This is a genomic window from Bradyrhizobium commune, assembly GCF_015624505.1.
Lineage (GTDB): Bacteria > Pseudomonadota > Alphaproteobacteria > Rhizobiales > Xanthobacteraceae > Bradyrhizobium > Bradyrhizobium commune.
Map to the genome: position 1 here is coordinate 2,416,820 of NZ_CP061379.1, position 23,423 is coordinate 2,440,242.

At 64.6% G+C, this 23,423-nt stretch carries 16 protein-coding genes; 9 read left to right on the top strand and 7 right to left on the bottom strand.

What is annotated here, in order from left to right:
- Positions 1-16 precede the first annotated feature (16 nt).
- Positions 17-760, bottom strand: a complete 744-nt coding sequence (locus tag IC761_RS11430) for a GntR family transcriptional regulator (protein ID WP_195803339.1) — start codon at positions 758-760, stop codon at positions 17-19.
- Between the two features lie 361 nt (positions 761-1,121).
- Between IC761_RS11430 and IC761_RS11435 the strand changes: the two genes are divergently transcribed.
- Positions 1,122-1,928, top strand: a complete 807-nt coding sequence (locus IC761_RS11435) for an SDR family NAD(P)-dependent oxidoreductase (protein ID WP_195803340.1) — start codon at positions 1,122-1,124, stop codon at positions 1,926-1,928.
- 12 nt (positions 1,929-1,940) lie between these two features.
- Here the strand turns inward: IC761_RS11435 and IC761_RS11440 are convergent, their stop codons facing one another.
- Positions 1,941-2,642 carry a molybdate ABC transporter substrate-binding protein gene (locus IC761_RS11440; protein WP_195803341.1) on the bottom strand — a complete coding sequence of 234 codons (702 nt, stop codon included), beginning with the start codon at positions 2,640-2,642 and terminating at the stop codon, positions 1,941-1,943.
- 18 nt (positions 2,643-2,660) lie between these two features.
- Positions 2,661-3,617, bottom strand: a complete 957-nt coding sequence (locus IC761_RS11445) for a tripartite tricarboxylate transporter substrate binding protein (RefSeq protein WP_195804625.1) — start codon at positions 3,615-3,617, stop codon at positions 2,661-2,663.
- Positions 3,618-3,866: 249 nt separating this feature from the next.
- Between IC761_RS11445 and IC761_RS11450 the strand changes: the two genes are divergently transcribed.
- A complete protein-coding gene (locus tag IC761_RS11450; protein ID WP_195803342.1) occupies positions 3,867-5,957 on the top strand; it encodes a molybdopterin-dependent oxidoreductase in 2,091 nt (696 codons plus the stop codon).
- Here IC761_RS11450 and IC761_RS11455 read toward each other — a convergent pair.
- Complete coding sequence (locus IC761_RS11455; RefSeq protein ID WP_246791490.1) at positions 5,954-7,324, bottom strand: caspase family protein; 1,371 nt, start codon at positions 7,322-7,324, stop codon at positions 5,954-5,956. The genes IC761_RS11450 and IC761_RS11455 overlap by 4 nt on opposite strands.
- A gap of 176 nt (positions 7,325-7,500) precedes the next feature.
- Here IC761_RS11455 and IC761_RS11460 point away from each other — a divergent pair, with 176 nt between their 5' ends.
- The gene (locus tag IC761_RS11460) at positions 7,501-8,283 is read left to right on the top strand and encodes an enoyl-CoA hydratase/isomerase family protein (RefSeq protein ID WP_195803344.1); all 783 of its coding nucleotides are present in this window, start codon (positions 7,501-7,503) and stop codon (positions 8,281-8,283) included.
- Positions 8,284-8,638: 355 nt separating this feature from the next.
- On the opposite strand, the gene IC761_RS11465 is transcribed toward IC761_RS11460, so the two are convergent.
- The 3 genes from IC761_RS11465 to IC761_RS11475 all read right to left on the bottom strand — a co-directional run bounded on the left by IC761_RS11465 (position 8,639) and on the right by IC761_RS11475 (position 12,880).
- On the bottom strand, positions 8,639-9,067 hold the full coding sequence (locus IC761_RS11465) for a GlcG/HbpS family heme-binding protein (protein WP_195803345.1): 429 nt from the start codon (positions 9,065-9,067) through the stop codon (positions 8,639-8,641).
- Entirely contained in the window at positions 9,060-12,038 is a 2,979-nt protein-coding gene (locus tag IC761_RS11470) for an FAD-binding and (Fe-S)-binding domain-containing protein (RefSeq protein ID WP_195803346.1), read from the bottom strand. Before IC761_RS11470 ends, IC761_RS11465 begins: the two co-directional genes overlap by 8 nt.
- A 104-nt stretch (positions 12,039-12,142) precedes the next feature.
- Positions 12,143-12,880, bottom strand: a complete 738-nt coding sequence (locus IC761_RS11475; protein WP_195803347.1) for a GntR family transcriptional regulator — start codon at positions 12,878-12,880, stop codon at positions 12,143-12,145.
- A gap of 133 nt (positions 12,881-13,013) precedes the next feature.
- Here IC761_RS11475 and IC761_RS11480 point away from each other — a divergent pair, with 133 nt between their 5' ends.
- The 6 genes from IC761_RS11480 to IC761_RS11505 all read left to right on the top strand — a co-directional run bounded on the left by IC761_RS11480 (position 13,014) and on the right by IC761_RS11505 (position 23,348).
- Positions 13,014-14,216 carry a pyridoxal-phosphate-dependent aminotransferase family protein gene (locus IC761_RS11480; protein WP_438265114.1) on the top strand — a complete coding sequence of 401 codons (1,203 nt, stop codon included), beginning with the start codon at positions 13,014-13,016 and terminating at the stop codon, positions 14,214-14,216.
- Between the two features lie 53 nt (positions 14,217-14,269).
- Positions 14,270-15,553 (top strand): MFS transporter, encoded by a 1,284-nt coding sequence (locus IC761_RS11485; protein ID WP_195803349.1) that lies wholly within the window; start codon positions 14,270-14,272, stop codon positions 15,551-15,553.
- A gap of 116 nt (positions 15,554-15,669) precedes the next feature.
- The gene (locus tag IC761_RS11490; protein ID WP_195803350.1) at positions 15,670-16,869 is read left to right on the top strand and encodes a pyridoxal-phosphate-dependent aminotransferase family protein; all 1,200 of its coding nucleotides are present in this window, start codon (positions 15,670-15,672) and stop codon (positions 16,867-16,869) included.
- Positions 16,870-16,896: 27 nt separating this feature from the next.
- Positions 16,897-17,694 (top strand): enoyl-CoA hydratase/isomerase family protein, encoded by a 798-nt coding sequence (locus IC761_RS11495; protein ID WP_195803351.1) that lies wholly within the window; start codon positions 16,897-16,899, stop codon positions 17,692-17,694.
- A gap of 546 nt (positions 17,695-18,240) precedes the next feature.
- Complete coding sequence (locus IC761_RS11500) at positions 18,241-22,140, top strand: beta strand repeat-containing protein (RefSeq protein WP_195803352.1); 3,900 nt, start codon at positions 18,241-18,243, stop codon at positions 22,138-22,140.
- A 233-nt stretch (positions 22,141-22,373) separates the two neighbouring features.
- Positions 22,374-23,348 (top strand): Bug family tripartite tricarboxylate transporter substrate binding protein, encoded by a 975-nt coding sequence (locus IC761_RS11505; RefSeq protein WP_195803353.1) that lies wholly within the window; start codon positions 22,374-22,376, stop codon positions 23,346-23,348.
- Positions 23,349-23,423: the final 75 nt, after the last annotated feature.

Here is a 23,423-nt window from a genome sequence, read left to right on the forward strand (position 1 = left end):
TTTGACCGCGGTCCGGTTATTCCGTGCTTGCGAAAAACTCCGGATTGGTATGTTGCGTTTCCGAGATGTCGCGGAGCAGGCGATCGAGATGCTTCTCCATCGCGATTCCCGCGCGTTGCGGATCGTGCGCTTCGATCGCCGCGAGGATCGGCTCGTGCTCGGCGATCACCTGTGTCATGCGTCCGACGACCGGCAGCGTCAGCTGCCGATAGCGATCGACGTGGACCTTCACGTGCTGGATCAGCGTCCAGATGCCGGGATGTCTCGCGACATCGGCGACAGTGGCGTGGAACAGCTCGTCGGCCTGGTGAAACGCGGTGCGGTCGCCGGCTTCGTCGGCCTCGCGCTGGCGCTCGACGATCGAGCGCAATTGCAGGATCTGGCTTGCGGTGGCGCGCTCGGCCGCAAGCCGCGCGGTGGTTTCCTCCAGCGCCTTGCGGATGATGATCGCTTCGGGCAGGGCGGCGAGCGGAATGCGGGAGACGAAAATTCCCGATTGCGGGAACACGTCGAGCAGGCCCTCGTCAGACAGCTTGAGGATCGCCTCGCGCACCGGCGTCCGGCTGACGCCATAGGTCATTGCGATCTCCGCTTCCGAGATCACTTCGCCCGGCCGGCGCCGCATCGACACCAGCTCGCTGCGCAGCTCGGTATAGATGCGCGACGAGGCCGTCGCCCGCTGCGGCGGCTTGCCGCGGCGGGGCGTGACGACGGCCGGCGTGGATGCGGCCTGGGCTTTCCTCTTTGCGCGTGCGGGCATGGTTGTGTTTGAAATTGATATATTAGTATACGAGGCGATCGGACAGAAGATCAACTGGCTAGATTAGCCCGATGGTGCGTTGCAGCAGGATTTGCAAGGTCGTGACGAAGGGTGAGACACCAGCCTTCGTCGCATTCAGCGGATAACTCCGCACGCATGCCGCCCTCCTTGAATTTATTTCCCCTAGGGCTTTCCTAGGGTCGCGCAGCGCGGCGAGTCCAAGTTGAAGGGGGTATCGATCGATACCGATTTTGGATTGATGGGTGACCGCGAGAGCGTCAAACACTCTAGCCGCCCTGTTTTCGCAGCCGGGGATGAGTGCAGTACGCCCCGACTTTGAAAGCATTGGAAGGATGTGACCGTGACGGACTATCGCAAGCTCTTCGATCTCACCGGCAAGACCGCCGTGGTGCTCGGCGCCGCATCGGGCATCGGCAAATCGTCGGCGGAAGCACTGGCCGGGCTCGGTGCCCGGATCGTCTGCGCGGATCGCGCGCTTGACGCAGCGGAAGCGACCGCCGCCGGCATTCGCGACAAGGGCGGTTGGGCCGAGGCCGCCGCGTGTGACGCCGCCAGCGCCGCTGACGTCAACGCATTGGCCAAAATCGCGATGCAAAAATTTCCGCGGCTCGACATCGCCGTGACCACGCCCGGCCTCAACATCCGCAAGACCATCCTCGACTACACCGAGGAGGATCTCGACCGCGTCCTCACGCTGAATGTGAAGGGCACCGTCTGGTTCTTCCAGGCGTTCGGCCGCATCATGGTGGAGCAGAAGGGCGGCAGCATCATCGCCTGCTCCTCGGTCCGCGCTGTCACCATCGAGCCCGGCCTTGCGGTGTATGGGTCCACCAAGGCGGCGATCGGGCTTCTGGTGAAGGGCTTTGCGTCCGAGGTCGGCCGCGCCGGCGTGCGCGTCAACGCAATTGCGCCGAGCATCGCCGAGACCGCGCTGACCGGCCCGTTCAAGCAGCGTCCCGACATCTACAATCTCTACGCCGGCCACACCGTGTTCAACCGCTGGAGCAGCGCCCATGAGGTCGCGACCGCCGTTGCCTATCTCGCCTCGGATGCCGCGAGCTATGTCAGCGGCAGCACGCTGTTCGTCGACGGCGGTTGGACCGCCGTCGACGGGCCGCCGACCGGCCTCACGCAGCTGCACAAATAGGGCCATCCGCGTCTAGCCGGCAAAGCCCACGCGCTGGCGCAGCTCTCTCTGATCTGCGCCAGTCAGCAACGCGATCAGGGCGGCTGCCTCGTTCGGATGTGCAGCCCGCGCAGTCACGCCGGCTGTATACATCGTCACCAGCTCGCATCCCGGCGGCAGCGATCCCGACAGCACGATGCCGTCGATTGCGATGATCTCGGTCGCCTGGGTGCAGCCGATCGGGCGTTGTGCGGTGGACATCGCAAGCTCCCGCATCGCAGTCGCGCCATTCGGAAAGATCTTCAGCCGCGAGGCGACCTCATAGGCGATGCCAAGCTGATCCAGCACTTTTGCGACGTGCTGTCCCGCGGTCGAGGCTTTTGTGTCGGGCACGAAGATCGCGTCGGCGGCGCGCAAGACGTCGCGTAGATCGGCTTCGGTTTTGACCGTCACCTTGGCATCGCGGCTGCGGACCGCGAGCGCCGTTTCGACCCGGCCGATATTGGCGATCGCGGCGGGGACGACGAGTTTCTCATCGGCAAGCTTCGTCAGCAGCGCCTGCGTCAGGATCACGAGATCGGCCGGCGTGCCCGCGCGCAGCCTGTCGGCCATGATGCCGACCGCACCGAATTCGCCATCGACTGCAAATCCCGTCTTCGCCTTGAAGGCCGCGGCGAGGCCGCGCACCAGGCCTTGCGCCGCGCCGCCGCTGAGGATGTTCACTGTATCAGCCATGCCGGCTCCCGTCAGATTTCAGGATTTGTCGAACCGCTTGACGACATCGGCCCATTTTTCGATGTCGCCGCGCAAGAATTTGTCGAATTCGCCCGGCGTCATCGACATCGGCAGAGCCCCCTGTTCGGTCCACAGCTTGACGATCTCGGGCCGCTTCACGAATGCACCGACGGCCGCGTTGAGCTTGTCGATGATCGGTCTCGGCGTGCCCGCCGGCGCCATCAGGCCGAGCCAGATCGTGGCCTCGTAGCCGGGCACGCCGGCCTCATTCGCGGTCGGCACGTTCGGCAGCACCGCGGAACGCAGCTTGCCGGTGGTCGCGAGCGCACGGACCTGGTTCTCTCCGATGTTCGGCGCCATCGCCGGCACCGCGTCGATCATCATCTGCACCTGGCCGCCGATCACGCCGCTGCGCGCCTCGCCGCTGTTACGATAGGGCACATGGACGAGGTCGATGCCCGCCATCGCCTTGAACAGCTCGCCGGCCATGTGATAGGGCGTGCCCTGGCCGGAGGAGGCGTAGTTCAGCTTGCCCGGCTGCGCCTTGGCGAGCGCAATGAACTCTGGCAGCGTCCTGGCCGGCACCGACGGGCTCACGACGATCACCAAGTCGGACGAATTCACCGGCGCGATCGGTGCAAGGTCGCGCATCAGCTCGTATTTGCGCTGTTCAGCCGTCAGCAGCGATTCATTCGCCGTCTGCGTGTTCGACATCATCAGCAGCGTGTAGCCGTCGGCCGGTGACTTCGCTGCCTCGACCGTACCGATGACACCGCCCGCTCCGGTGCGGTTCTCGATCACGAAGGGCTGGCCAAGGCTCTCCTGGAGCGCGTTGCCGATCAGCCGCGCCGCGACGTCGGCCGGCCCGCCGGCGCCGAAGGGCACGATGATGCGGACCGCATGCGCAGGATAGTCCTGCGCGAAGGAGGGCCCGGCAGAGACTATGGTGAGCAGGCCGGCCGCCAGTGCCAGCATGAATCGTGGGGCCGTCACGCCCGCCTCCCTGTCGTTTTTGTTGGCTGGCACTGTAACGGCAGCCGACGCGGACTGTCGACGCCTCACAAAGTCGATTACAGCCGGAATATCGGGCTGCTTTCGGTGTGATCGTGCGGCCTTTCGCGGTTGCAGCAGGAACGGGTGCCGAACGCGCCTTGAGCAAATCGCATGGGCATTGCCGGATAAATGCGCTCGGCCGGCTGGTCTTTTGATGTTACGAATTTGGCCATGAACCAGCACGCCAAGATCGAGATCCGCCACTCCACCTGTCCGCATGATTGCCCCTCGGCCTGCGCCCTCGATATCGAGGTGGTCGAGGGCCGCAGCATCGGCCGGGTCCGCGGCTCGAAAAAGCAGACGTACACGGCTGGCGTCGTCTGCGCCAAGGTCGCCCGCTACGCCGAGCGCATCCATCATCCGGAGCGGCTGATCTATCCGATGCGCCGCACCGGGCCGAAGGGGTCCGGACAGTTTGCGCGGATCTCCTGGGACGAGGCGCTGGACGAGATCGGGAATCGCTTCAACCAGGCTGAACGCGAGTTCGGCGCGGAATCGATCTGGCCCTATTACTACGCCGGCACGATGGGGCTGGTGATGCGCGACGGCCTCAATCGTCTGACGCATGTGAAGAAATATTCGCGCTTCTATTCGACGATCTGCGCCAATGTCGCGCGCGTCGGTTACGCGATCGGCACCGGCAAGATCGCCGGCGTCGATCCGCGGGAGATGGCGCTGTCCGATCTCGTCGTGATCTGGGGCACCAATCCCGTCAACACCCAGGTCAACGTGATGACGCACGCCGCCCGTGCCCGCAAGGAACGCGGTGCCAGGATCGCGGCGGTCGACGTCTACGATAACGAGACCATGAAGCAGGCGGACATCAAGATCATCCTGCGACCGGGCACCGACGGCGCGTTCGCCTGCGGCGTCATGCATGTACTGTTCCGCGACGGCTACGCCGACCGTGCCTACATGGACAAGTACACGGACTGCCCCGATGAGCTCGAGGCGCATCTGGGGACGCGCACGCCCGAATGGGCGTCCGCGATCTGCGGCGTGCCGGTGGCGGAGATCGAGGCCTTTGCCAAGCTCGTCGGCGAGACCAAGCGGGCCTTCTTTCGCCTCGGCTACGGCTTCACCCGTTCGCGCAATGGCGCCACGCAGATGCACGCGGCGCTGTGCATTCCGGCGGTGACCGGTGCCTGGCAGCACGAAGGTGGCGGCGCCTTCTTCAACAATTACGCGCTGTGGCACTTCGACGAATCCATCATCGAGGGCCACGACGCGATCGACAAGGCGACACGGGCGCTCGACCAGTCGCAGATCGGCCGCATCCTCACCGGCGATACCGAGGCCCTGCACGGCAAGGGGCCGATCAAGGCGATGCTGATCCAGAACACCAACCCGATGACGGTGGCGCCCGAGCAGGCGCTGGTCCGCCAGGGGTTTGCGCGCGAGGATCTGTTCGTGGCGGTGCATGAGCAGTTCATGACCGAAACGGCGCAGATGGCCGACATCGTGCTGCCGGCGACCATGTTCATGGAGCATGACGACCTCTATTACGGCGGCGGCCATCAGCACATCTCGGTTGGGCCCAAGCTGATCGATCCGCCCGGCGAATGCCGCTCCAACCACGAGGTGTTGCAGGCACTGGCGCCGCGGCTTGGCGCGAAGCACCACGGCTTTGAGATGACGCCGCGCGAGTTGATCGACGCGACGCTGAAGCTGAGCGACCATGGCGACATCGCAAGCCTCGAGGCCGACCTCTGGCGCGACCTGCAACCGGATTTCCGCACCGCGCATTACCTCGACGGCTTTGCCCACGCCGACAGGAAATTCCACTTCAAGGCCGACTGGGCGCATCCGCCGTTCGGCCTGATGATGGGCGACTTCGAGAGCATGCCGTCGCTGCCCGACCACTGGGCGGTGATCGAGCACGCCGACCAGGCTCATCCGTTCCGCCTCGCCACCAGTCCCTCGCGGAGCTTCCTCAACACCTCCTTCAACGAGACGCCGTCCTCGCAGGCGCGCGAGGGCAAGGCGAGCGTGATGATCCATCCGCTGGATGCGGCTTCCCTCGATATTGCCGACGGCGATGCCGTGACGCTCGGCAACACCCGCGGCGAGACCACGCTGGTTGCAGTCTTCTTCGAGGGCGTGCGTCGCGGCGTGCTGATCGCCGAGTCCGTTCATCCGAACAAGAATCATATCGGTGGCCGCGGCATCAACATGCTGACTGGAGGCGAAGCCGTCGCGCCGATCGGCGGCGCGGCGTTCCATGACAACAAGGTCTGGATCAGGAAAGCCGTTCCCACCTAAGGCACGCACTCGGTCACGCCGTAGCCTGCAAACTCCTTCGCGATGTTCGGGTCCATCGATTTCGCCTGCATGATGTCGGCCGCGCCGTCGCCGCCGCTTTTGCGGGTCGCGACGCCGCGGCCGAACAGCGACGATGACGAACGAGGATTGCGCTGGATCGCGTCCGTATAATCCTTGATCGCCTCCGCGGTCCGGCCGAGCTTGAGGTTGACGAGCCCGCGGCTGTCGAGCGCCTCGCTCAGTCCGGGATCGACCTGGAGCGCGAGGTTGCAGTCGGCGAGCGCGCCTTGCAGGTCGCCGGTGGCGGCCCGGGTCCAACAGCGGTTGTTGAGCGCCTCTCCATCTCTGGGATCGAGGCGGATCACGGCGTCGAAATCCTGCATGGCGAGCGCATAGGCGCGCTTGATCGCGTAGACCTGGCCGCGCTTGTAGCGCGAGATCGCATCGCTGGCATTGGCCGCGATCCTGTGCGTGAGATCGGCGATGATCGGATCCCTGGCGAGATCGTCTGCGCTCGGCGCGGCGTCAGGTTGCACGACCTCGCAGACCGGCTTCTGCTGTTCGGATTTCGACGGAGGCCGATCGGCGCCCTTGTTGCCGGGCGGCTGTGCCACCAGGCCCGCGAACGAAAAGTCCGTCGTCAGCGACGACGACAGCCAGGGTACCTGCTCGCGGTTGGTCGCGCCGACCACGCCGTTCTTGGTGTTGGTCAGCGCCTGCTCGGCGCTGACATTGGGCGCGCGCATCTCGCGCAACAATTCGGTGACGAACAGGCTGTGGTCGGTCTGGCCGCTCGCAACCACCGCGCCGAGCGCGGCGGAATAGATCAGCAGCGAATTGCTCGGCGCGATCGCCGGCGCGAGGCCGGCCGAATAGCGGCGAAAGCGCCGCTCGAACGGATTGCGGCGGGAGGCGTCGATCAGCGCGATCTTGATCGCGGCGCCGCGCGCATTCATCTCCGCGAGAATGCTGTCGAGGCTGAAGCCGTCGCGCGAGACGTCGGGCTCGGCCCAGATTTGCGCATCGACGGGCAACAGGTAGCTCTGCCGGTTGGACTGGATGCCGAACCCGTCGAAGAAGATCAGCGCCACCGCGCCCTGATTGATGCGGGCGTAGAAGCGATCGAGCGTTTGCCGCATGGCATCGCCGGTGAGGTTGATCTGCCGGTCGACGACGAAGCCGTCGCGGCTCAGTTCGTCGGCGATGTCCTGCGCGTCATTGGCGGCATCATTCAGCACGAATTCATTGTCGGGATATTTGGCGTTGCCGATCACCAGCGCGATTTTCGCGGCATCGGCGGCGCGGCTAGCAGTGCCACTGCTCGCGATGATCAAGCCTGCCAGCAACAGGGCGATGGGGGCGCGCATGAAATGGCTCATCGGTGATCAAAATCTCCAGTCAGGATAGCGGCCATGGCCGGTAATTCAATCGCGACGCGAAGTTGCGCCAACACGCTATGGTGACACAGCGTTGCAGTTTCTCCTTGCCCCCGCCGCCCGACCTGCCGCAAATGGCTGCAAACGAGAGCAGGGAAGCGAGTGCCATGACCGATACGACCAGCGTCGTCACCGAGAAGCGCGGGCAGGCGTTCTGGATCACCATCAACCGGCCGGAGAAGCGCAACGCGCTGAACGGCGAGGTGATCGCCGGCATTGCCAAAGCCTATCGCGACGCGCATGACGACAACGACGTCCGCGTCATCGTGCTGACGGGCGCGGGCGACAAGGCGTTCTGCGCCGGCGCGGATCTGCAGAATTCCGGTGCGGCTTTTGCGATGGACCATTCCAAGCCAAATGTCGACTATGCCGATCTGTTACGTGTGTCACAGAACGCCACCAAGCCGGCGATTGCGCGGGTCGGTGGCGTCTGCATGGCCGGCGGCATGGGCCTGCTCTGCATGACCGATATGGCGATCGCCGCCGATCACGTCGTCTTCGGCCTCCCCGAGGTGAAGGTCGGCGTCTTCCCGATGCAGGTGCTGAGCCTGTTGCAATCCATCGCGCCGCCGCGCCTCGTCAACGAATGGGCCCTGACCGGCGAGCCGTTCGATGCGAAGGCCGCAAAGGGCGCGGGCCTGCTCAACTACGTGGTGCCGACGACCGAACTCGACGCCAAGGTCGACTGGCTGATCGGCCGCATCGTCGACAAATCCCCGACCGCAATCCGCCGCGGCAAATACGCGATGCGTGCCATCGCCTCGATGTCGTTTGACGAGAGCATCGCCTATACCGAAAGCCAGATCGCACTGCTCGCGATGACCGAGGATGCCAGGGAAGGGCTGAAAGCATTCGGCGAGAAGCGCAAGCCGGTCTGGACGGGAAGGTAAGGGGCGGGGCGGTGTGCCGCTGCTAGACCCATCCTCCTGAGGTGCGAGCTGCGCGATGCGCTTGCCGTCGCGCCAGGAGCCTCGAAGGATGCCCGGCCGAGCGGGTGCAACGGGGCCGTCGCCCTTCGAGGCTTGCTCTGCGGCGCTCCGGCACTTCAGGGTGACGGTGATGGAGCAAGAATCGAAAAAACAACCCCATGCACAGTAGAGATGGGGTTGAAACGCCTGGAGAATTTTCGGTCTTACCGAAAATTGCTTGCTTCGACGGGCAAAACAGCTGTATCAAGGCAGAATCGGGTTTAGCGCCTGACGTCATTCGTCGGCGCGAGCCAGGTGGTGCGTCCCGGCAGACGAGCTATCCCGCGTTGGCCTTCAGCCTCGCCGCCTGGATGCCCGCGACCGCGCAGGCCTCGTCATTGTCGGAGGTGTCGCCGGAGATGCCGACGGCGCCGACGAGCGTGGTGCCGTCCAGGATCAGCACGCCGCCGGGGACCGGCACCAGCGCGCCCTTGGCGATCGTGTTCACGGCGTCGATGAAATAGGGCTGCTCCTGCGCCCGCTGGTACAGCGCGCGCGAACCCAGGCCCATGGCCAGCGCGCCATAGGCCTTGCCGTGGGCGATCTCGGCGCGCATCAGGCTGGTGCCGTCCTGTGCTGCGGCAAGCTTGAGCACGCCGCGGGCGTCGAGAATGGTGACGACCAGCGGCTTGAGCTTCAGCTCCGCGGCCTTCGCGAAGGCGGCGTCGAGGATTTTGCGGGCGGTGTCGAGCGTGAGTTCAGCCATGACTGGGTTCCTTTGCAACGGGAGTGATCGTGGGATGGGTTTTGGCGCGATCGAGGCTCATCGCCAGCACGCGCGCGACGTGAAGTGCCTCGCGCTGGGTGCCGTCGTGGATCTGGTGGCGGCAGGAGGTGCCGTCGGCAACGACCAGCGTCGCCCGATCCGCCTTCCGGACCGCGGGCAGCAGCGACAGCTCGGCCATCTCGATCGAGGCATCGTAGGTGTCCGCGCCATAGCCGAAGGCGCCGGCCATGCCGCAGCAGCTCGATTCGATGGTCTCGACCTCGAGGCCGGGGACGAGGCGCAGCACCTGCTCGACCGGCCTGAAGGCACCGAAGGATTTTTGGTGGCAATGGCCGTGCACGACGGCCTTCTCAGCGACGCTGCCGAGCGGCAATTGCAGGCGCCCGGCCTCGGCCTCGCGCACCAGAAACTCCTCGAAGGTCAGCGCATGGGCACCGACCGCCTTGGCGTCATTGTCCTTGCGCAGTGAGGCGAGCTCGTCGCGCAGCGTCAGTAGGCAGCTCGGCTCGAGGCCGACGATCGGCACGCCGCGCGCGGCAAAGGGCGCGAAGGCGGCGACGAGACGGTCGAGCTCAGTCTTCGCTTCGTCAACGAGACCGGCTGACAGGAAGGTGCGACCGCAGCAGAGCGGGCGGCTGCCGCTGGTTGGCGTCGGCAGATGCACGCGATAGCCGCCGGCCGCAAGCACGCGCAGCGCTGCGTCGAGGTTCTCGCGCTCATAGATGCGATTGAAAGTATCAGCGAACAGCACGACCTCGCGACCGCCCTCCGGCCCGATCTTGTCGGCGGGAGCTACGAACACATCGCTGCGGAAGGCGGGCAGCGCGCGGCGCGCGCTGATGCCGGCGAAGCGCTCGAACAGCTTTCGCAGCAGCGGACTGTGGTTGCGTAGATTGGCGAGCGGCGCGACGCGCGCGGCGAGGCCGGCGTAGCGCGGCAGATAGCCGACCAGGCGGTCGCGCAGCGTCAACCCGTGCGAGGCCGCGCGTGCGGCCAGCACCTCGATCTTCATCTTGGCCATGTCGACGCCGGTCGGGCATTCGTGGCGGCAGGCCTTGCAGGAGACGCAGAGCTTTAGCGTTTCCATCATCTCGTCGGACGACAACGCGTCGGGACCGAGCTGGCCTGATATAGCGAGCCTCAAGGTGTTGGCGCGCCCGCGCGTGACATCCTTCTCGTTGCGCGTGGCGCGGTAGGACGGGCACATCACGCCGCCTTCGAGCTTGCGGCAGGCGCCGTTGTTGTTGCACATCTCGACCGCGCCCTGAAAACCGCCGCCGGCGCCGGGCCAGGCGGACCAGTCGAGTTTTGTCTTGAACTCGCCGACGCGATAGCCGGGCCGGTAGCGAAACAGCGAGCGGTCGTCCATCTTGGGCGCATCGACGATCTTGCCAGGGTTGAGCACGCCGTCGGGGTCGAAGCGGCGCTTGACTTCCCTGAAGTCGGCGACGAGGCGCTCGCCGAACATGCTCTCGTGAAATTCCGAGCGCACCAGGCCGTCGCCGTGCTCGCCGGAATGCGAGCCCTTGTACTCGCGCACCAGCGCGAAGGCTTCCTCCGCGATGGCGCGCATCGCCTCGACGTTTTTCTCCAGCTTCAGGTTCAGCACCGGGCGTACGTGCAGGCAGCCTTCGGACGCGTGCGCATACATCGTGCCGCTGGTGCCGTGCTTCGCGAACACCTCGTTCAGCCGTGCCGTGTAGTCGGCGAGATGCGGCAGCGGCACGGCGCAGTCCTCGACGAAGGAGACCGGCTTGCCCTCCTGCTTCATCGACATCATGACGTTGAGGCCGGCGGCGCGGAAATCGGCGATGCCGCTCTGCAGCGCGGGCTCGGTGATCTCCACCACGCCGCCCCATTTGCGCGTGTCGTTGTTCCAGCCGAAGCCGAGGTCGCCCATCAGCTCGGTGAGCTGCTTCAGGCGCGCGAGATTGTCCGCCTGGTCCTCCCCGGCAAATTCGACCACCAGCACGGCATCGGGATCGCCCTTGATCGCCGCATTGATGATCGGCTTGAACATCGCGATGTCGCGGCCGAGCGCGATCATGGTGCGGTCGACCAGTTCGACCGCGATCGGCTTCAGCTTGACCAGATGCTGGGCCGCATCCATGGCCTCGTAAAAGCTGCCGAAATGGCAGATTCCGAGCGCCTTGTTGCGGATGACGGGCCAGAGCTTCAGCTCGACCTTGGTGGTAAAGGCGAGGGTGCCCTCGGAGCCGACCAGCAGATGCGCCATGTTGTTCGGCGCGTTGCGCGGAACCAGGGCATCGAGATTGTAGCCGCCGACGCGGCGCTGCACCTTTGGGAAGCGCGCCGCGATCTCGTCGGCCTCGCGGGCGCCGAGATCCAGCATGTCGCGGAACAGCGGGCGCGTGCTGCTGCCGGCATCGATATCGGAGAGATCGCGTGCGACCTCGCCAAAACGGCTCAGCGTGCCGTCGGCAAGGGAAGCCTCCATCGACAGCGTGTTGTCGCGCATGGTGCCGTAACGGAGCGAGCGGCCGCCGCAGGAGTTGTTGCCGGCCATGCCGCCGATGGTGGCGCGGGAGGCCGTGGAGACGTCGACCGGAAACCACAGGCCGTGCTTCCTGAGCCGGCGGTTGAGGTCGTCGAGCACGATGCCGGGCTCGACCACGCAGGTGCGGCCCTCGACGTCGAGCGACAGGACGCGGTTGAGGTGTTTTGAGAGATCGACCACGAGGCCGTCATTGACGGTCTGGCCGCATTGCGAGGTGCCGCCGCCGCGCGGGGTGACCTTCACCCCCTCGTCGCGGGCGATCGCCAGCGAAAGCAGGGCCTCGTCCATGGTTTTCGGCACGACCACGCCTGATGGAACGATCTGGTAGAACGAAGCATCGGTGGCGTAGCGGCCGCGGCTGAAGCGATCGAACAGGACGTCGCCGGTGATGTCCGCGCGCAGGCGCCGTTCGAGCGAGGAGGCGTTTGTCATCCCTGGTCCCGGAGTGATCCAGCGAGGCACGTGGCAGCTGGATTATTCATTCTTGTTTCTGACCGATTATATTATGAATTCAAAATGAGCAAGCCAGCCGCCCTTCAGGCCGATGCCGGCGCCTCGTCTTGAGGCTCGGTCAGGTGCTCGATCGCGGCCATCCGCTTGTTGCGCAGATGCAGGAACAGGATGTCGCTGAGCTCGCTGCCGGCGCGGCGGCGCAGGGCATCGAGGATTGCCTCGTGCTCGCGCATCGCCTCGGCCCAGCGCTGCCGCTTGCGAGCGAAATTGGCGGAGTAGCGGACGCGGCGGATTCTCCCTGCAAAATTGGCGTAGGCGATCTTCAGCGTCTCGTTGCGAGCGGCGGCGACGATGCTCTCGTGGATGCGCTGGTTGGTCTGGAAATAGCCATGCATGTCGCGGTGCAGATAGTGGCCGTACATCTCGTAATGCAGCTGCTCGATCGCGGCGATTTCCGCATCTGTAATGGCCTCGCAGGCGAGGCGCCCGGCGAGGCTTTCGAGGCCCGCCATCACGTCGAACAGCTCTTCCAGGTCGCGCTGGCTGAGCTGGCGGATTCGGGCGCCGCGGTTGGGCAAAAGCTCGATCAGGCCCTCGGCGGCGAGCACTTTCAGCGCCTCGCGCAGCGGTGTGCGGGAGATGCCGAACATCTCGCAGAGCTGGCGCTCGGGAACGCGGGCGCCGTCGGGAATGTTGCCTTCCACGACGTAGTCGCGCAGCCGCAGCAGCACCTCGCCATGTAGCGATGCTGCCTCGCGGTCGCCGCCATTTTGGGCGGGTGCGGCGATCGGAACCCCGGTGTCGGGAATCGTGGATTTCATTTGCAGCACAGTAATTTGCCCGTTGGATCGCGTCGACGTCCACAATCGAATACCAAATTTCGGTTGAAAGTACAAAAAATGAATGCAAAATAGCCAACAGAGCCGGCCAGAACCCGCCGCCAGGGAGGTTTTCATGCATCAGGGACGCCATTTCCTTCAAATTCCGGGCCCGAGCCCGGTCCCCGAGCGCGTGTTGCGCGCCATGGACATGCCGGTGATCGACCACCGCAGCGCGGAGTTCGGCGAGCTCGGCCGCACCGTGCTCGAGGGCAGCCAGACCATTTTCCAGACCAAGGGCCCGGTCATCATCTTCCCCTCGTCGGGGACCGGTGCCTGGGAGGCTGCGATCGTCAACACGCTGTCGCCGGGCGACAAGGTGCTGATGGTCGAGACCGGCCATTTCGCCACGCTGTGGCGGCAGATGGCCGGCCGCTTCGGCATCGAGGTCGATTTCGTTCCGGGCGACTGGCGCCGTGGCGCCGACCCGGCCGTGATTGAAGCCCGGCTCGCCGAGGACAAGGCCCGCGCGATCAAGGCCGTGATGGTCGTGCATAACGAGACCTCGACCGGCGCGACCAGCCGCATCGCCGAGATCCGCGCCGCGATCGATCGCACGGGGCATCCGGCGTTGCTGATGGTCGACACCATCTCCTCGCTCGGCTCGGTCGATTTCCGCCACGACGAGTGGAAGGTCGATGTCAGCGTCAGCTGCTCGCAGAAGGGTTTCATGCTGCCGCCCGGCCTCGGCTTCAACGCGATCTCGGAGAAAGCGCTCACTGCATCGAAGACCAACAAGATGCCGCGCTCCTATTTCGACTGGGAGGAAATGCTCAAGCCCAATGCAAAAGGCTTCTTCCCCTACACGCCGGCGACCAACCTGCTCTACGGCCTGCGCGAAGCCATCGCGATGCTGCTTGAGGAGGGACTCGACAACGTGTTTGCGCGGCATCAGCGGCTGGCTGCGGCCACCCGCGCCGCCGTCAATCATTGGGGCCTCGAAGTGCTCTGTCAGGAGCCGGCCGAGTTCTCGCCGGTGCTGACGGCCGTGCTGATGCCGCCGGGACATGATGCGGATCAGTTCCGCAAGATCGTGCTCGACAATTACAACATGTCGCTCGGCTCGGGCCTGTCGAAGGTCGCCGGAAAGGTCTTCCGCATCGGCCATCTCGGCGAATGCAATGCGCTGACGCTGCTCGGCGCGCTCACCGGCGTGGAGATGGGCCTGTCGGTCGCCGGCGTGCCGCATCGCTCCGGCGGCGTCGATGTCGCGATGAAGCTGCTGGAGCAGCGGCCGCAGGGAAATGCATCACCGCATCTCAAAGTGGTCGGCACCTAAGCCGCGCGGGACACGCGGGCGGCAACCATAAGAAGCGATCAGGGAGGGTGGAGATGAAAATCCGGTTCAAGGCCACGCATGTCGTGCTGGCGATGCTCTGCGCGATGTATTTCATCACCTATGTCGACCGGGTGAACATCGGCACGGCGGCGAGCGAGATCCAGAAGGAGCTGGGTCTGTCGAACACGCAGCTTGGCCTCGTCTTCTCCGCCTTCGCTTATCCCTATCTGCTGTTCCAGGTGATCGGCGGCTGGGTCGGCGATCATTTCGGGCCGCGCAAGACGCTGTTCTGGTGCGGCATGATCTGGGCGGCCGCCACCATCTCGACCGGCTTCGTGAATGGCCTTGGCGCACTGTTCGTCGCGCGTTTCGCGCTCGGCTTCGGCGAAGGGGCGACGTTCCCGACCGCAACGCGCGCGATGCAATATTGGACGCCGGCGAACCGCCGCGGTTTCGCGCAAGGCCTGACCCATTCCTTTGCCCGGCTCGGCAACGCGGTAACGCCGCCGGTGGTGGCGCTGTTGATCCTGTGGCTGACCTGGCGCGGCGCCTTCGTCGTGCTTGGCTTCGTCAGCCTGATCTGGGGCGTGATCTGGGTCTGGTACTTCCGCAACGAGCCGAAGGAGCACGCTTCGATCACCGAAGCCGAGCTCGCGGCGCTGCCGCCGCGTCCGACCGGCGAGCGGCCGCAGGTGCCGTGGGGGCCGCTGTTCAGCCGGATGTGGCCGGTGACGCTGACCTATTTCTGCTATGGCTGGAGCCTGTGGCTCTATCTCAACTGGCTGCCGCTGTTCTTCAAGAACAACTACAATCTCGATATCAAGAACTCGGCGCTGTTTGCCTCCGGCGTGTTCTTCGCCGGCGTGATCGGCGACAGCGTCGGCGGCGTCATTTCCGATCGCATCCTCGAGCGCACCGGCAACGTTCGCCTGGCGCGGCTCAGCGTCACCGTTGCGGGATTTGCGGGAGCGCTGCTCTCGCTGTTTCCGATCCTGTTCGTCCACGACATCACCATCGTCGCGCTGTGCCTGTCGGCCGGCTTCTTCTGCGCCGAGCTGGTGATCGGCCCGATGTGGTCGATCCCGATGGACATCGCCCCGAAATATTCCGGCACCGCGTCGGGGTTGATGAACACGGGCTCGGCGTTCGCGGCCATCGTCTCCCCGCTGGTCGCAGGCTTCGTGATCGACGCGACCGGTAACTGGTACCTCCCGTTCCTGATGTCGATGGGGCTATTGCTGCTCGGCGGCGTCTCCGCCTTCCTGATGCACCCCGAACGCCCGTTCGCGGAGGTCGAGGGCAGGGGGCCGTCCGGCAAGATGGTGGCCGCCGAATAGGGGGCGGCGGAGGTCCACCGCTTATGCATGGAAGTCGCCCTTTGGAGAGGGGACAAGCCGGTCAAATGGTGCTATTCGGCGGCCATCAAAACAAGGCTAGACCGGGAAGGACGCCGATGACCGTGCATACTGGAAGGCATTTCTTACAGATTCCAGGACCGACCAATGTGCCCGACCGCGTGCTGCGGGCGATGGACATGCCGACGCTGGACCATCGCGGTCCCGAATTCGCCGAGCTCGGCTTTGCCGTCTTGGCCTCGATGCAACGCGTGTTCCGCACCAAGCAGCCCGTGATCATCTTTCCCTCGTCCGGCACCGGTGCCTGGGAAGCGGCGATGGTCAATGTGCTCGCCCCCGGCGACAAGGTTTTGATGTGCGAGACCGGCCAGTTCGCCGTGCTGTGGCGCGGCATCGCCGACAAGTTCAAGCTCGATGTCGACTTCATCCCGGGCGACTGGCGCCATGGCGCCGATCTTGCCGAGATCGAGAAGCGCCTCGCGGCGGACAAGCGGCACACCATCAAGGCGGTCTGCGTCGTCCACAACGAGACCTCGACCGGCTGCGTCACGCCGCCCGCGGAGGTGCGCAAGATCCTCGATCGCACCAAACATCCGGCGCTGTTGATGGTCGACACCATCTCCGGCCTCGGCTCGATGGAATATGAGCACGACGCCTGGGGCATCGACGTCTCGGTTGCGGGCTCGCAGAAGGGCCTGATGCTGCCGCCGGGTCTCGGCTTCAACGCCGTGTCGGAGAAGGCGCTTAGCGTTGCCAAGGCCAATCCGGGCATGCGCTCCTATTGGGACTGGCAGGAGGTCATCACCTTCAACAAGCTCGGCACCTTCCCCTATACGCCTGCGACCAATCTGCTCTACGGCCTGCGCGAGGCGGTGAAGATGCTGGAGGAGGAAGGTCTCGAGAACGTCTGGACCCGCCATAAGCGCCACAGCGCGGCGACGCGCGCCGCGGCCAAGGTCTGGGGTCTCGAGACGCAGTGCGCCGATCCGGCCGCACACTCGCCGGCATTGACCGGCGTGCGGGTGCCTGACGGACACGACGCCGACGCCTTCCGCAAGGTGGTGCTGGACAACTTCGACATGTCGCTCGGCACCGGCCTGAACAAGGTCAAGGGCAAGGTGTTCCGCATCGGCCATATCGGCCACTTCAACGATCTGATGCTGATGGGCACGCTCGCCGGCGTCGAGATGGGCCTGGATCTTGCAAAGATCCCGCACAGAAGCGGCGGCGTGCTGGCGGCCATGGACGTCCTGAAGGGACGCGACGTGGTGCCGATGGCCAAAGCTCAGGTGGCCTGAACCAACTCAACGAAGAAGAGACGCGCGATGAATGCACCGACGACGACCAACGAAGACCTGCTCTACTCCGTCACCGACGGCATCGCGCGGATCACCTTCAACCGCCCGCAGGCGCGCAACGCCATGACCTTCGCCATGTATGACCGCATGGCGGAGATCTGCACCGAGATCAACGCGGACCGTTCGATCAAGGCGCTGATCCTGACCGGCGCCGGCGACAAGGCGTTTGCGTCGGGCACCGACATCTCGCAATTCCGGGCGTTCAAGACCGCGCAGGATGCGCTCGACTACGAGTCGCGGATCGACCGTGTGCTCGGCACCCTGGAGCAGTGCCGCGTTCCCGTGATCGCGGCAATCGCAGGCGCCTGCACCGGCGGCGGTGCCGGCATCGCAGCCTGCTGCGACTTGCGCATCGGCACCGAGACGACGCGCATGGGATTCCCGATCGCGCGCACGCTCGGCAATTGCCTGTCGATGTCCAACATCAGCCGCATCGTCGCGCTGGTCGGTCCCGCCCGCACCAAGGACATGATCTTCAGGGCGCGTCTGGTGGAGGCGCAGGAAGCGCTGGCGCTCGGCCTGCTCACTGAAATCGTGCCCGACGTCGAGACGCTGCAGCGCCGCGCCGACGAGATGGCAAAGCTGGTCGCAAGTCATGCGCCCCTCACGATGGAAACGGCCAAGGAGGCGGTGCGACGAATCCGTCCGACGTTGTCGCGTGAGGAGGGCCAGGACCTGATCCTCAAGGCCTATATGAGTGAAGATTTTCGCGAAGGCATGGACGCCTTCCTCAACAAGCGTACGCCCGTCTGGAAGGGCAAGTAGCGCGCGCCAGGCTTTTTGCGCCGCCGCGATGGCGCAAAAGGCCAAGGCGACCGGTGACGTCAATCGTCGGCCGCTCAGCAATTTCAAATGTCGCAAATCTGTCAAGCGGTTCCGGCGCATGGAACCGCGGTTGCGCGCGTGCGCGTCGACGTGTCCACGTTGACGGCGCGACGAGCTCGGGCATAAGATCGCGGAGGTTGCATTCCACCGTCTCGTTTTTTCAAGCAACGGGCCGGTCGGTTGATGTGAGTGCAGTCGAATTGAGCGACATGAATTACGTGATGCGTGCTGCAACCCGAAGTCATTGAACTGAAATCGAACTGAAAAAGTAGTGAAGTAGTTTTCGACGACGCGAGCTGCGCCAGAATTTCATTGCTGCTGACCATCCCGACGCCGGGCTCGGCCTCGCGACCAAGCCAAGACCACCAAGCCAAGATCGACGAGCCAAGACTGTTTAAGTCACGTCTGATTTCTCAGACCGATTAGTCGCGTCGCCGCGTCTTCGAGCGGCGCCGTCTCCATGGCAACGCAGGCAGGGGTTTTCCCATGACCAATCATACGCCGACTTTCACCTCGTCATCCGCGAGCGGCAGCTTCACCGAATTCGCCAACACCACCGACTCGACGACGCTGCACAATTTGTCCGGGACGATGAGCTTCAAGGACAGCGACAAGACCGACACCCATACAACGTCGGCGAGCCTGCATTCCGCGGTGCTGTCCAGCGGAACGATCATCCCTGCCGCCTCGCTTGCGCATTTCCAGACTGCGATGCAATCGCAGATCCTGAGCGATTCAAACGGCACGGGCCAGCTCAAATGGAGCTTCAGCGACGCCGACGACGATTTCGACTTCCTCGCCAAGAACCAGACGCTGGTGCTGACCTACGACATCAAGGTCTCTGACAACCACGGCGGCACCGCGATCCAGACCGTCCAGGTCACCATCACCGGCAGCGACGACAAGCCGGTGATCAACATGACGACGGCGGCGACCGTCACCGAGCAGGCCAACAAGACGCTGTCGTTGTCGCCCGACACGGTTCACGTCGCACTCAGCTTCACCGACGACGATCTCACCAACACCGGCCACACCGCAACCGTGATCGGCGTCTCCGCCTCCGGCGCCACCGCGGGCCTGTTGCCGGGCTCGCTCGGCGACGCCGAGCTGATGGCGTTCTACCATGTCGACAACGTCGTCAAGAATTCGGGTTCGAGCGCCGGCACCATCAACACCACCTTTTCCGCGCCCGATCTCGCCTTCGACTATCTCGCGGCAGGCCAGCATCTCGACATCACCTACACCGTGCAGCTCGACGATCATGTCGGTGGCGTCTCGACGCAGACCGTCACCGTGACCGTGGTCGGCTCCAACGACAAGCCGGTGTTTCTGTCGTGCCCGGAATCGGCGGCTCTCGCCGAGGACCACAACGTCGATCCAAGCGGCAATCTGACCGCGCATGGCGATCTCTTCTTCTCGGATGTCGACCTCGCCGACGCGCACACCGTCTCGACCACGGTGAGCGCGACGCGTTCGGGGGGCGGCGCGATCCCGCTGACGAACGCGCAGCTGCTCGCCGCGTTCGGCACCTCGCTCGAGGATTCGACCGGCCATGTGCTCGGCGAGGTCGACTGGAATTTCGCGCTCGCCAACGGCTCGACCAATTTTCTCAGCGGCGGCGAGAAGCTGACCCTGGTCTACCACGTCACGGTCGCCGATCCCTCCGGCGCCACCACGACCCAGGACGTCACCGTCACGATCCTCGGCGTCAACCATCCCGTCGTGATCACGAGCGGCCCGGAATCCTCCACCGCGACCGAGCAGGACGCCACCACGGGCTCGTCGGCGCCCGACACGACGCCGACGATTCCTGCGGGCACGCTCGCTTTCACCGACCCGGACATCAGCGATACGCACACCGTGACGGTGGCGCTCGACTCGACCTCCGGGCCGACGCCACCGGCCGCGACCCAGGCCGACCTCGCCACGGCGCTGACGACGACGCTGCACGATTCCACCGGCACCGGTACCGGCAGCATCGACTGGAACTTTGCGATCGCCGACAAGGACCTCGATTATCTCGCTTCGGGCGAGACACTGACGGTGAACTATAACGTCAAGGTCGCAGATGGCTCGACCAACTCGACGCAGACGGTGTCCGTCGTCATCACCGGCGCCAATGACGCGGTCACGATGACCAGCGGTCCTGAATCCGCTTCGGTCGCCGAGCAGCCCGGTCAGTCCAATTCGCCGACGCCCGACACGACGGCGGTGCAGACGTTGAACTTCACCGACGTCGATCTGTCCGATGTCCACTCGGTCGGTGTGATGCTCACCTCTGCGGTGTGGTCGGCCGATCCGTCCTTCGTTCCCGGCGACACGTTGAACGATCTGCAGACCGCACTCATCACGGCACTGCACGATTCCACGGGTTCCGGCACGGGCGGGATCGACTGGAGCTTCAGTCTTCCCGACCGGGATCTGGACTTCCTGGGCACCGGTGAGACGCTGACGGTCACCTACGACGTCACGGTGAGCGACGGTTCAACCAGCTCGACCCAGCAAGTCACGATCACCGCGACCGGTGCGGCCGACGCCATGACCGTCAATCCGGTCACAGCGACAATCAACGACACATCGTTCGTCGACGCCGGAAGCATCGTTGCCCAGGGCGATGCCATTCACGACGTGTCCGACAGCCCGGGCGACGGCAGTGTGTCGCTCAGCATCACCGCCGTGGACGGACAGGCGGCGAATGTCGGCACGTCGATCGCCGCTGCCTATGGCACGCTGCTGGTCGAGTCCGACGGCTCCTACCGCTACACGGCCTCGTCGGCCCTCGATCAGCTCCAGAACGGCGACAATCCGACCGAACAGTTCACGATCACCGTCACCAACAGCCTCGGAGAGAGCCACGACACGACGCTGACCTTCAACGTGTTCGGCACCGACGACGCGCCAGTGATCACTGCGGCCAATTCGCTGGGGACGCTGACCGAGGACGCGGGTCCGACCGTCATCGTCAACGGCGGCTTTGAGACCGGCGACCTGAGTGGCTGGACGGCATCGGATGTCTTCCTGGAACAGCTGGTGCTGGGTGACCAGTATGGCAACTACACCCTGCGGCTCGGCAACAACGGCTTCCTTGAGCAGAATGTCGCCACCGTCGCCGGACAGCACTATACGCTGAGCTTTGAGGTTGCCGGCGATCCCGAAGCGACATCCTCCTCGTTCTCGGTGTTCTGGGACGGCGCGCAGATCTATGGTTCGACCCACGTGGAGTTTGGGTTCACCAAATTCACGTTCGACGTCGTTGGCGATGGAGGAGGCGGCTCGACGCCTTTGGAGTTCACTTTCGGCACCGACGGGGTTGGCCAGTTGCTCGATGCCGTCTCGGTTTCGCCGACGCCTGGACCTGCGGTGGAAACCACCGACGGATCAATCTCGTTCTCCGACATCGAGACCGGGGATACGCATACGGCAAGCTTCGCGCCGAATGGCAGCGGCTATGTCGGTACCTTCTCGCTCGATCCGGTGTCGGAGGTGCCGGGGAGCGGATCGGTCGCCTGGCACTACTCGGTCGACAACGCCGACATCCAGTTCCTGGCACAGGGACAGACGCTGGTGCAGAACTACGCCGTCACCATCCTCGACAGCAACGGCGCCTCCACCGTGCAGAACGTCTCCATTGCCATCAACGGCACCAACGATGCGCCGACCGCGGTCAGCGAGACCGTGGTCACGGATACCGGCGCCGGCAACTCGGTCACCATTCCCGGCTGGGCGCTGGCGCTGAACGACACCGATCCCGATGCCACCGACCACGTCTCGCTCGGCTCAGTCACGGCAAGCTCGGGCGGCAGCGCCGGCTCCTTGTTTGGCGAGGCGTCCTTCACCGATGACGCCACGCTCGGCGGTTCGTTCGACTACACCGCATCCGACGGAATCACGACATCAGCCAACGCCGCAACCGACACGGTGGTGAACAACTCGACGACCGCGACCACGCTGACGGCAGCAAGCGGCGACAGCATCCTGGTTGCGACCCAAGGCACCGAGCAGCTCGTCGGCGGCGCCGGCAACGACGTGCTGATCGGCACCGCCAGCGGCAATATCATGACCGGTGGTGGCGGCAACGACACCTTCGCCTTTCTTCAGCCGCCGAGTGCACCCAGCCAGATTACGGACTTCAACAACACCACCGAGCACGACCGCATTGCGATCTCCGCAAGCAGCTTCGGCGGCGGCCTGACGGCGGGTATGGACGTCACGCCGACATTCGAGACTTCGGCCGACAATAATTTCTCCGGCGCGGCCGAATTCCACTTCGATACGACCAACCAGACGCTCTATTTCAGCGCGGATGGCACGCAAGGCTCGGCGATCGCGGTGGTGGCGGTCCAGGCCAGCGCGGTGATCAATCCGCACGACATCCTGCTGGTGTAGCCGATCGGCGCACTGGCTCTGCAAGCTGCGCGCGGGCTCCGCAAGGGGCCCGCGCTTTTTTGCGGGCCGTGCTTGCAATCGATCTCATTCCAAAGTCATAAGCGGGGCGACGTCGGGCGGCTTGAACTGACCGGCGTTCGTCCGCACAATGCAATCCGCCTCTGACTTCGCGAATTGCCAATCCGAACAAGAAGATAGACAGGAATTTGGGGAAGACGCGCGTGGGACATGGAATGAAGGCCGCCATGACGCTGGCGGCCGTGCTTTGCGGCACACCGGCTTTCGCCGGGTGGGAGCCGACAAAACCCGTCGAGATCGTGGTGGCAGCGGGCGCAGGCGGCGCCTCCGACCAGATGGCGCGGATGATGCAGGCCGCGATCCAGAAGAACAATCTGATGAAACAGCCATTGGTGGTTTCGCTCAAGGGCGGCGCCTCTGGCGCGGAAGCGCTGATGTACATGAAGTCCAGCGAAGGTGATGCGAACAAGGTGCTGATCGCCTATTCGCTGATCTACATGCTGCCGCTGTCGGCCAAGATCCCGTTCAACTGGCGTGAGCTGACGCCGGTGTCGGTGATCGCGCTCGACCAGTTCGTGCTATGGGACAACAGCGCCGGTCCCAAGACGGTGAAGGAATTCGTCGAGGCCGCGAAGGCGTCAGCCTCGCCGTTCAAGATGGGCGGCACCGGCTCCAAGCGCGAGGACCACGTGCTGACCGTGTTCATCGAGCAGAAGACCGGCGCGAAATTCTCCTATCTGCCCTACAAGTCCGGCGGCGAGGCCGCGACCCAGCTCGTCGGCAATCACACCGAATCCAACGTCAACAATCCGAGCGAGAATCTCGAAGTCTGGCGCGCAGGTCAGGTGCGCCCGCTCTGCGTGTTCGACAAGGAGCGCATCTCCTACACCAGCAAGGTGACGGACACGCAGTCCTGGGCCGACATCCCGACTTGCAGGGAGGAGGGCGTCGACGTGCAGTATCTGATGCTGCGCGCGATGTTCCTGCCCGGCAAGGTCACACCGGAGCAACAGGCGTTCTATGTCGAGCTGTTTCACAAGGTGACGCAGACCGCGGAGTACAAGGACTACATGGAGAAGCAGGCGCTGAAGCCGATCTTCCTCACGGGCAAGGATATGGTGCAATTCCTCGAAGAGGACGACGCGCAGAACAAGTCGCTGATGACGGAAGCCGGATTCGTCGCGAAGTAACCGGTCTTCTTCACCTCGCCCCGCTCGCCCTCTCCCCGCAAGCGGGGAGAGGGATTGGCCACAGCGTTTGTTGTT

What these genes read in the sequence shown, in the direction of transcription:
- IC761_RS11505 (WP_195803353.1), top strand. Translation starts at nt 22,374, where the DNA reads ATGAAGGCCGCCATGACGCTGGCGGCCGTGCTTTGCGGCACACCGGCT.
- IC761_RS11430 (WP_195803339.1), bottom strand. Translation starts at nt 760, where the DNA reads ATGCCCGCACGCGCAAAGAGGAAAGCCCAGGCCGCATCCACGCCGGCC.
- IC761_RS11485 (WP_195803349.1), top strand. Translation starts at nt 14,270, where the DNA reads ATGAAAATCCGGTTCAAGGCCACGCATGTCGTGCTGGCGATGCTCTGC.
- IC761_RS11475 (WP_195803347.1), bottom strand. Translation starts at nt 12,880, where the DNA reads ATGAAATCCACGATTCCCGACACCGGGGTTCCGATCGCCGCACCCGCC.
- IC761_RS11495 (WP_195803351.1), top strand. Translation starts at nt 16,897, where the DNA reads ATGAATGCACCGACGACGACCAACGAAGACCTGCTCTACTCCGTCACC.
- IC761_RS11450 (WP_195803342.1), top strand. Translation starts at nt 3,867, where the DNA reads ATGAACCAGCACGCCAAGATCGAGATCCGCCACTCCACCTGTCCGCAT.
- IC761_RS11500 (WP_195803352.1), top strand. Translation starts at nt 18,241, where the DNA reads ATGACCAATCATACGCCGACTTTCACCTCGTCATCCGCGAGCGGCAGC.
- IC761_RS11490 (WP_195803350.1), top strand. Translation starts at nt 15,670, where the DNA reads ATGACCGTGCATACTGGAAGGCATTTCTTACAGATTCCAGGACCGACC.
- IC761_RS11470 (WP_195803346.1), bottom strand. Translation starts at nt 12,038, where the DNA reads ATGACAAACGCCTCCTCGCTCGAACGGCGCCTGCGCGCGGACATCACC.
- IC761_RS11455 (WP_246791490.1), bottom strand. Translation starts at nt 7,324, where the DNA reads ATGCGCGCCCCCATCGCCCTGTTGCTGGCAGGCTTGATCATCGCGAGC.
- IC761_RS11460 (WP_195803344.1), top strand. Translation starts at nt 7,501, where the DNA reads ATGACCGATACGACCAGCGTCGTCACCGAGAAGCGCGGGCAGGCGTTC.
- IC761_RS11445 (WP_195804625.1), bottom strand. Translation starts at nt 3,617, where the DNA reads ATGCTGGCACTGGCGGCCGGCCTGCTCACCATAGTCTCTGCCGGGCCC.
- IC761_RS11440 (WP_195803341.1), bottom strand. Translation starts at nt 2,642, where the DNA reads ATGGCTGATACAGTGAACATCCTCAGCGGCGGCGCGGCGCAAGGCCTG.
- IC761_RS11480 (WP_438265114.1), top strand. Translation starts at nt 13,014, where the DNA reads ATGCATCAGGGACGCCATTTCCTTCAAATTCCGGGCCCGAGCCCGGTC.
- IC761_RS11465 (WP_195803345.1), bottom strand. Translation starts at nt 9,067, where the DNA reads ATGGCTGAACTCACGCTCGACACCGCCCGCAAAATCCTCGACGCCGCC.